General features: G+C 62.0%; 11 protein-coding genes and 1 pseudogene. 9 read left to right on the top strand and 3 right to left on the bottom strand.

Translation table 11 applies throughout. The features are described from left to right. Nucleotides 1–235: pseudogene (locus EN750_RS08580) on the top strand (ABC transporter permease); the annotation flags it as partial. Nucleotides 236–246: 11 nt separating this feature from the next. Here EN750_RS08580 and EN750_RS08575 read toward each other — a convergent pair. Next, nucleotides 247–453, bottom strand: coding sequence for a type II toxin-antitoxin system HicA family toxin (locus EN750_RS08575; protein ID WP_127396164.1), 207 nt, complete (start codon nt 451–453; stop codon nt 247–249). Continuing rightward, nucleotides 450–650, bottom strand: a complete 201-nt coding sequence (locus EN750_RS08570) for a type II toxin-antitoxin system HicB family antitoxin (protein ID WP_127329711.1) — start codon at nt 648–650, stop codon at nt 450–452. The genes EN750_RS08575 and EN750_RS08570 overlap by 4 nt, the downstream gene beginning before the upstream one ends. 357 nt (nt 651–1,007) lie before the next feature. Between EN750_RS08570 and EN750_RS08565 the strand changes: the two genes are divergently transcribed. After that, the gene (locus EN750_RS08565) at nt 1,008–3,149 is read left to right on the top strand and encodes a sodium-translocating pyrophosphatase (RefSeq protein WP_127381998.1); all 2,142 of its coding nucleotides are present in this window, start codon (nt 1,008–1,010) and stop codon (nt 3,147–3,149) included. Nucleotides 3,150–3,428: 279 nt separating this feature from the next. Here EN750_RS08565 and EN750_RS08560 read toward each other — a convergent pair whose 3' ends face one another. Beyond that, complete coding sequence (locus tag EN750_RS08560; protein ID WP_127267855.1) at nt 3,429–3,941, bottom strand: outer membrane protein assembly factor BamE; 513 nt, start codon at nt 3,939–3,941, stop codon at nt 3,429–3,431. 114 nt (nt 3,942–4,055) lie between these two features. On the opposite strand from EN750_RS08560, the gene EN750_RS08555 reads away from it, so the two are divergent. From EN750_RS08555 to EN750_RS08525, 7 genes are all read left to right on the top strand, one after another. Beyond that, a complete protein-coding gene (locus EN750_RS08555) occupies nt 4,056–4,604 on the top strand; it encodes a ubiquinol-cytochrome C chaperone family protein (protein WP_127396163.1) in 549 nt (182 codons plus the stop codon). After that, a complete protein-coding gene (locus tag EN750_RS08550; protein WP_127396162.1) occupies nt 4,601–5,149 on the top strand; it encodes a DUF177 domain-containing protein in 549 nt (182 codons plus the stop codon). Before EN750_RS08555 ends, EN750_RS08550 begins: the two co-directional genes overlap by 4 nt. A gap of 113 nt (nt 5,150–5,262) precedes the next feature. Beyond that, the gene (plsX, locus tag EN750_RS08545) at nt 5,263–6,333 is read left to right on the top strand and encodes a phosphate acyltransferase PlsX (protein WP_127396161.1); all 1,071 of its coding nucleotides are present in this window, start codon (nt 5,263–5,265) and stop codon (nt 6,331–6,333) included. A gap of 9 nt (nt 6,334–6,342) precedes the next feature. Further along, nucleotides 6,343–7,314, top strand: a complete 972-nt coding sequence (locus EN750_RS08540; RefSeq protein WP_127320649.1) for a beta-ketoacyl-ACP synthase III — start codon at nt 6,343–6,345, stop codon at nt 7,312–7,314. 103 nt (nt 7,315–7,417) lie between these two features. Continuing rightward, on the top strand, nt 7,418–7,741 hold the full coding sequence (locus tag EN750_RS08535) for an integration host factor subunit alpha (RefSeq protein WP_013532231.1): 324 nt from the start codon (nt 7,418–7,420) through the stop codon (nt 7,739–7,741). A gap of 125 nt (nt 7,742–7,866) precedes the next feature. Continuing rightward, nucleotides 7,867–8,406, top strand: coding sequence for a MerR family transcriptional regulator (locus EN750_RS08530; RefSeq protein WP_027038390.1), 540 nt, complete (start codon nt 7,867–7,869; stop codon nt 8,404–8,406). 93 nt (nt 8,407–8,499) lie between these two features. Continuing rightward, on the top strand, nt 8,500–8,802 hold the full coding sequence (locus EN750_RS08525; RefSeq protein ID WP_127270978.1) for a hypothetical protein: 303 nt from the start codon (nt 8,500–8,502) through the stop codon (nt 8,800–8,802). The last annotated feature ends 118 nt before the right edge of the window (nt 8,803–8,920 follow it).

Raw genomic sequence — 8,920 nt, 5'->3', positions numbered from 1 at the left:
CATTCTCGGCGGCATCAGGCTGTCGGTGGTGATCAGTCTTGCCACCGCGACCATCGGTTCGACCGTGGCAGCCAAAACGCTGGGCGAAGTGATCATCGCCGGGCTGTTGTCCAACAATCTCGCCTTCATCCTGCAAGGCGGCCTGATCGTGGCAGCGCTTGCCGTGCTGATCCATGACGGTCTGTCGGCGATCGAGCGCTACACGGCGCGCCGCATGGGCAGAGAGGCCGAATAGTCGACAGTATCTCAGATATCGCGCTCGTTCATTTCAGCGAGCGCTAGGAGATGTCGTAGAAGTCCGGTTTTGAGCGGTTTATTGGCATGAATAGGGATTGAAAGCCGAACAATGCTTCCCTGCTTGCCATAGATGTGGTGGCTTCCGGCGATGCGCAAAAGCTTCCAGCCTTGCCGTTCGACGGCACGCGCAAATTCCTTGCCGGAAATGGACTTCAAACAGCGATTTCCACGATCCGCCCAGGCTCCGACGTGAATGACAGCGGCTCTACTGAGAGGCAGCCTTCGATCGCTTCACGCAAATTCTGGACAAGTTCTTCCATGGTTTCGCCCTGGGTCGCGCAGCCCGGAATTGCCGGCACCTCTGCCCAGAACCCGCCTTCGTCGGCTTCGTGGATAATAGCTTTGAAATTCATAGGCTAGCTCCGGTTCCATCCTGAAGATAGGCTACCCTACAGGTCTTTGCAAAGAAGCATAGGCGCCGGCGGACGCGTTCACGCTCCACGTCGCTAGCGGATCGGGTGGGAGGAGCTGACAGCTCAGTGCCGCAGCGTCATTTCAATCGATCTAATCAGGCGACATCATTGCCAAGCACGCCGCCGTCTAAACCATTTAGGCGAAAGCCGGGCAAAAACCGAACAATATCTTGACGTTCGCAGCCCTGTTTCGCATACACCGATGCGAAGAGGCGGATTCCGTGCGCGGAATCCGGTCTTTGTCTCAACGGCCCAGGGAGGGGTTCTTTTGGGCCATCAATCGAGGAAAATCCGGCAATGACAATTATTTCCGCCGTCATCGCCTGCGGCCTGCTTTCAATCCTTTACGCCATCTGGGCGACACGTTCGGTCCTTGCGGCCGATCAAGGCAATGCACGCATGCAGGAAATCTCCGCGGCTATCCGCGAGGGCGCACAAGCCTATCTGGCGCGTCAATACACCACCATCGCCATCGTTGGCGTCGTCGTCCTCGTGCTCGCCTGGTGGCTGCTGTCCATCACCGCCGCGATCGGCTTCCTGATCGGTGCGGTGCTTTCGGGCGCCGCCGGCTTCATCGGCATGCATGTCTCCGTTCGCGCCAACGTTCGTACGGCGCAGGCCGCATCGAACAGCCTCGCTGCCGGCCTCGACATCGCGTTCAAATCGGGCGCCATCACCGGCATGCTGGTTGCTGGCCTGGCCCTGCTCGGCGTGTCGATCTACTACCTCATCCTGACCCACTTCATGGGCCTCCAGCCCAATGACCGCATCGTCATCGACTCGCTGGTCTCGCTCGGTTTCGGCGCATCGCTGATCTCGATCTTCGCTCGTCTCGGTGGCGGCATCTTCACCAAGGGCGCCGACGTCGGCGGCGATCTCGTCGGCAAGGTCGAAGCCGGCATTCCCGAAGATGATCCGCGCAACCCGGCCACCATCGCCGACAATGTCGGCGACAATGTCGGCGACTGCGCCGGCATGGCCGCTGACCTGTTCGAAACCTATGCGGTGACCGTCGTCGCCACCATGGTTCTGGCTGCCATCTTCTTTGGCGGCACCGCCGTGCTGGGTGCGGCCATGCTTTATCCGCTCGCCATCTGCGGCGCCTGCATCCTGACCTCGATCGTCGGCACCTTCTTCGTCAAGCTCGGTTCCAACGGCTCGATCATGGGCGCGCTCTACAAGGGCCTGATCGTCACCGGCCTGCTGTCCATCGTCGGCCTCGGCGTCGCCACACAGGTGACGCTCGGCTGGGGCGAGATCGGCACAGTCGCCGGCATGGTCATCACCGGCAAGAACCTGTTCATATGCGGCCTGATCGGCCTCGTGGTGACCGGTCTCATCGTCGTCATCACCGAGTACTACACCGGCACCAACAAGCGCCCGGTCAACTCCATCGCTCAGGCGTCGGTCACCGGTCACGGCACCAACGTCATCCAGGGCCTTGCGGTCTCGCTGGAATCGACGGCGCTGCCGGCGATCGTCATCGTCGGCGGCATCATCTCGACCTATCAGCTTGCCGGCCTCTTCGGTACGGCGATCGCGGTCACGACGATGCTCGGTCTTGCCGGCATGATCGTTGCGCTCGACGCCTTCGGCCCGGTCACCGACAATGCCGGCGGCATTGCCGAAATGGCCGGCCTGCCCAAGGAAGTGCGCCACTCCACCGACGCGCTCGACGCGGTCGGCAACACCACCAAGGCGGTGACCAAGGGCTACGCCATCGGCTCGGCCGGTCTCGGCGCACTGGTGCTGTTTGCCGCCTACTCGAACGACCTGAAGTTCTTTGCCGCCAATGGCGACAAATATCCCTACTTCCAGGGCATGGGCGAGATCTCCTTCGATCTCTCCAACCCCTACGTCGTCGCCGGCCTGATCTTCGGCGGCTTGATCCCATATCTGTTCGGCGGCATCGCCATGACGGCCGTCGGCCGCGCGGCGGGCGCCATCGTCGAGGAAGTGCGCAAGCAGTTCCGCGAGGATCCGGGCATCATGGCCGGCACCTCGAAGCCGAACTACGCACGCGCGGTCGATCTGCTGACCAAGGCGGCGATCCGCGAGATGATCATCCCGTCGCTGCTGCCGGTGCTGGCACCGCTCGTGGTCTATTTCGGCGTGCTGTTGATCTCGGGCTCGAAGGCGTCCGCCTTTGCAGCGCTGGGTGCCTCGTTGCTCGGCGTCATCGTCAACGGCCTGTTCGTCGCCATCTCGATGACCTCTGGTGGCGGTGCCTGGGACAACGCCAAGAAGTCCTTCGAAGACGGCTTTGTCGACAAGGACGGCGTCAAGCATCTCAAGGGTTCCGAGGCGCACAAGGCTTCGGTGACCGGCGACACGGTCGGCGATCCCTACAAGGACACCGCTGGCCCGGCCGTCAACCCGGCGATCAAGATCACCAACATCGTCGCGCTCTTGCTGCTGGCGGTGCTCGCGCACGGCTGATCAAGGCTTCAGCCCGAAAAAAACCCGCGGGAGCGATCCCGCGGGTTTTTTGTTGAGGCAAAGCCAAACTATCCTTCAGCGCTCGCTTTCGCCCGGTCTTCGCAATGCGTGCGCTGGCACCTTATGCCGGACCCAGCGTCGTGTTTTCAGTGGTGGCCACTGCAGCATGCCAGTGGCCGTGCCCGACTGGTGACCCATAACAAAAACCCGCAGGATCGCTCCCGCGGGTTTTTGGTCGCCTGAGATGACGAGGCTTCCGGGAATGGAAGCCGAAGGGAATTAGACGCCGCCGCCGGGAATGCCGGGCGCCAGCTTGCTGGCACCGTTGATGACCTGGCTGAGGAAGTTCTGGTCCTTGCCGCCGGTCGGTGTGGTGCGCGAGATGAAGTCGAACATCTTGCCATCCTTCTTCCCGTAATTGGCGATCTGGGTGACACGGCCATCGGCGCCGAAATAGACAGCCAGCACATGCTGGTCAATGAGCCGTGGCTTGTCGAAGGCGACGTAGCGCTTGCGCGTCTGCGAAATGTAATAGAATGCCTCGTTGTCGAAGGTCGCGGTCGTCGACGGCGTGCCGAGCGCCAGAAGCACCTGCTCGCGGCTCGAACCGACCGGCACCAGGTCGATTGCCTGCTGGTCTATGACGTAACCTTGCGTCAGCGTCTCGCTCGGGCTGAGATCGCCCATCATCTTGGAGGTGTGGCAGGCGGACAGTGCCGAAACGATCATCAGCAGCGAGATCGCGCCGGCGGGCCTGGACGAGAAGGTCGACTTGAAATTCAGCGCGCGCAACAACAACTCCATTAGCTGGCCGCAACTTGCGCTGGGCCGCGAAACCGGTAAACCAGCTTGCTTGCCGATGCAACAAGCCCACTTCAACAAACGGTCCCCAGGAGACCATCCCCAATGTTCCAGCGCTTTTTTGGCCGCGAACGCTACGCCAACCGCGCTATCACCGAGGCGCTTTACGCACAAATCGTGGCGGCGGCGCGGCAGACTCTGTTTTATTCCCACTGGAATGTGCCAGATACGCCGCTTGGCCGTTTCGAGATGCTGTCGCTGCACATGTTCCTGTTCCAGCACAGGTTGCGCGGGGAGAGCGGTGCGGCGCAGGAGGTCGCCCAGGTGCTGATCGACGAGTTCTTCCTTGACGTTGACCATTCGTTGCGGGAATTGGGCATTGGCGACGTTGGCGTGCCCAAACGCATGAAAAAGCTGGCAAAGATGTTTTATGGCCGAACCGCTGCCTATGACGATGCCCTGGAAAGAAACGCCCATGAAGGGCTGACCGCGGCTCTTGCCCGCAATGTCCGGCCCGACGCGGGCGCCTGGGCGGAAGCATCGCTGCTGGCCAACTATGTTACCGACGCGCGCAGTCATCTGGCCGCGCAGCCATCCGAATCGATTGTCTCCGGCACGCTGACCTTTCCCGCCGCCAAGGAGGTTGAACAATGAAGCATGTTGACCCGCAAAGCCCGGTCTCCTTCCGCGCCAACATTACGCGCCTGCCGCAGAAGGGCCTGCCGCTGGTTATCGAGGCCGATGCCGCACAGCGTGCGGCACTGGCCGAGGAGCACGGGCTGATTTCGGTCGAATCCTATCGCGCCGAGCTTCTGGTGGCGTCGTGGAAGCGCAATGGCGTGAAGATCAGCGGCCGCGTCGAGGCCGACATCACTCAGGCCTGCATCGTCACGCTCGAGCCTGTCGAAGCGCATATCGACGAACCGGTCGAAGCGCTGCTGCTGCCCGAGGATTCCAAGCTCGGACGGCAGGGCTTCGATGGTGGCGGCGAGATCCTGCTCGATGCGGAAAGCCCTGACAGTCCAGAGACATTTTCCGGTGACACGATCGATGTCGGGGCACTCGCCGAACAGTATTTCGGGCTCGCCATCGACCCCTATCCGCGTAAGCAGGGCGCATCGCTCAATGCCGGCAGCGAGACCGAACCGGCGGAGAATGAATTTCAGCAAAAACTGCGATCCTTGCTGGGAAAATCCTGAAAAGCTCGCCCGCGACGGAAAAGTCGGTTGTGCGGCAGCCCAAAACCGTTATTTTCGCCGAACCTTCGCGGTCGCTCAAGCGACCTGCCGCCTAACCGTGAGATAAATACCGCGTGATCAGGATTTCCATCGATGCCATGGGCGGCGATCACGGACCAGCCGTGGTCATACCAGCGCTCATGACGGTCGCGACCCGTCGTCCCGACGTCCGCTTCGTCATCTTCGGGCGTGAGGAAGTCGTGCGCCCCGAACTTGCCAAATTTCCCAAGCTCGCCGAGATCAGCGAATTCTTCCATTGCGAAGTTGCGGTCAGGATGGACGACAAGCCGAGCCAGGCGCTGCGCCACGGCCGCTGGAAGTCATCGATGTGGAAGGCCGTCGAAGCGGTCAAGGCCGGCACGGCCGACGCCTGCATTTCCGCCGGCAACACCGGCGCGCTGATGGCGATGTCGAAATTTTGCCTGCGCACCATGGCCACCATCGATCGCCCGGCGATTGCAGCCCTTTGGCCGACATTGCGCGGCGAAAGCGTGGTGCTGGACGTCGGCGCGACCATTGGGGCCGATGCGCAACAGCTCATTGATTTTGCCATTCTCGGCACCGGCATGGCGCGCTCGGTCTTCGGCATAGCCCGGCCCAGCGTCGGCCTGCTCAATGTCGGCGTCGAGGAGATCAAGGGCCAGGAAGAGGTCAAGGAGGCCGGGCGCATGCTGCGCGAAGCCAACATGGCCTCGATGAACTATCACGGTTTCGTCGAGGGTGACGATATCGGCAAGGGCGTGGTCGACGTCGTCGTCACCGAAGGCTTTGCCGGCAACATCGCGCTGAAGACGGCGGAAGGCACGGTGCGCCAGATCGGTGGCTATCTGCGCGCGGCGATGAGCCGGACTCTGATGGCCAGGATCGGCTACATCTTCGCCAAGGGCGCCTTCGATCGCCTGCGCGAAAAGATGGATGTCGGCCGCTCCAACGGCGGCGTTTTCCTGGGGTTGAGCGGCATCGTCGTCAAAAGCCATGGCGGTGCTGATTCTGACGGGTTCGCCGCCGCGATCGAACTCGGCTATGACATGGTCCGCAACAACCTCCTCGACCGCATCGAGGCCGATCTGGACCTGTTTCATGCGCGCAACCCGCGTGCCCTGTCATCTAGGAAATCCGACGTCGTCACCGACGCAAAGGAATAGGAAAGAACTTTGATCAGATCAGTCGTGCGCGGCACAGGCGCCGCGCTGCCCCGCCGAATCATGAAGAATGCCGATTTCGAAGGCATGGTCGAGACCTCCGACGAGTGGATCGCCCAGCGTACCGGTATTCGCCAGCGCCATATCGCTGGTGACGACGAGACCACGGCTTCGCTGGGGGAAGCAGCGGCACGTGCCGCACTTGCCAATGCGGGCCTCACGCCCGCCGACATCGATCTGATCGTGCTGGCGACCTCGACGCCCAACAACACGTTCCCGGCCACTGCCGTCGAGATCCAGAACCGGCTCGGCATGCATCACGGCTTTGCCTTCGACCTGCAGGCGGTCTGTTCGGGCTTCGTCTATGCCGTGACCACCGCCGATCTCTACATCCGCGGCGGCCTGGCCAAGCGTGTCCTGGTGATCGGTTCGGAAACATTCTCGCGCATCCTCGACTGGAGCGACCGCTCGACCTGTGTGCTGTTCGGCGACGGCGCCGGTGCCATGATCCTGGAAGCAGGCGAGGGGACGGGCGCGATCGCCGACCATGGCGTTCTGGCGGCCAGCCTGCGCTCCGACGGCACGCACAAGGACAAGCTTTTCGTCGACGGCGGGCCGTCGACCACGGGTACGGTCGGCCACCTCCGGATGGAGGGCCGCGAAGTCTTCAAGCACGCGGTCGGCATGATCACCGATGTCATCGAGGCGACGTTCGCGCAAGCCGGTATCTCGGCCGATGATCTCGACTGGTTCGTGCCCCACCAGGCCAATAAACGAATTATTGACGCTTCCGCCAAGAAGCTCGGGATAGCTGAGCAAAAGGTGGTGGTTACGGTCGATTTGCACGGTAACACCTCGGCTGCTTCCGTGCCGTTGGCGCTGTCGGTGGCCGTCGCCGACGGCCGCATCAAGAAGGGCGATCTCGTCCTCCTGGAAGCGATGGGTGGCGGCTTCACCTGGGGCGCTGTCCTGGTTCGCTGGTAAGTGCTGAACGGTCCAGTTTCGGTCCTTGACCTTGACGGATCAATTACTTAGGCTCTGCCGTTGTTGTGCCGAATTTTATGTTTTGAGCTGATGGGACGGTCGCATGGGGGGAAAGACACTTACGCGCGCCGACCTTGCCGAGGCAGTTTACCGGAAGGTCGGCCTGTCGCGCACTGAATCGGCCGAACTCGTCGAAGCGGTGCTGGATGAAATCTGCGAAGCCATCGTGCGCGGCGAAACGGTGAAGCTGTCGTCCTTCGCGACATTCCACGTCCGCTCCAAGAACGAACGCATCGGCCGCAATCCCAAGACCGGCGAGGAAGTGCCGATCCTGCCGCGTCGGGTGATGACCTTCAAGTCGTCGAATGTGCTGAAGAGCCGTATCTTGCGCTCCCATCAGAGCGGCAAGGCCAAAAGCGGCAAGTAGTCCTACTGCGCGGTTGAAAACCGTCGCCGCCATGACGCCGGGCTTGAATATTGCTTCATAAACCGCTGAAATAAGCCCCGATTCGGCAGGTAGGCCGGATCATCGTCCAGCGTGAGGATTCGCCCATGGACAAGAGCCCCGACGCCTTTCGTACCATCAGCGAGGTCGCCGAAGATCTCGATCTGCCGCAGCATGTGCTGCGCTTCTGGGAAACGCGTTTCAACCAGATCAAGCCGATGAAGCGCGGCGGCGGCCGTCGTTACTACCGGCCGCAGGATGTCGAGCTGATCAAGGGCATCCGCCACATGCTCTACGACCAGGGCTACACAATCAAGGGCGTGCAGAAGCTGTTGCGCGAGAACGGCAACCATTTCCTGGTTGCCATCGGCAATGGCGACATGGCCGCCGTAGAGGCGATCTCGCAGCGAAAGCAGGCTGACCAAGTGCCGCTGACGCCGGCGGCTCAGCCGCGCGGCATGGACGACGAACTGGTTGGCCAGCCGCGGGTGAAGCCCAGCCGCCGCTTTTTCGGCCTGGGCAAGAGCGACGAGGACGGTCCGGTGCAGCCGGATGCATCGAAACTCTCGCGCGACAACAGGGCCTTGCTGCAGGAGGCGCTGTTCGACCTCCTGGAATGCAAGCGCCTGCTTGACCAGGTGCGCTGACCGCGGCCCGACGCGACATCGATAGTTCGAAAGCCGGAACCCGTCTTCCGGTGAGGCGTTACGCTTCCTTCTGCAAGTGAAGGAAACATACCAATGGCATCATTTTCGACCCTCTCCGACATCGATCTCGACAGGCAGGTCGCGGCTCTTACCAAGGAACTGGCCAGCTTGAAGAGGGCCGTGGCAAGGCGAGGCGGCGCGTATTACGAGGACGGTCGCGATGCCGCGCTGGACACCTATTCCGATCTCGCCGGGCGCCTGCGCGACGCCATGCCGGCAATCCGTAAACAGGGCAGGGTGATCGAGAGGTCGGCCCGCGACCATCCGGCGGCTGCCGCGGCGGTGGGCCTTGTGGTGCTCGGTCTTGTCGCCAGTCTGCTGTTCAGCCGGCGCTGAATTCTAGAACCCAAATCCCGGGGATACGAGCAGGAGAAGTGACGGCTCGCCTCAAGGTGATCCGTCATTTTCCTTGCGGTCGGCTATGTCTGTTGTCGCTGGAGGCGCCTCGCACCTC

Origin of the sequence: Mesorhizobium sp. M7A.F.Ca.ET.027.03.2.1, assembly GCF_003999175.1 — a bacterium.
GTDB lineage: Bacteria > Pseudomonadota > Alphaproteobacteria > Rhizobiales > Rhizobiaceae > Mesorhizobium.
This window is presented reverse-complemented; position numbering and strand designations above follow the sequence as displayed.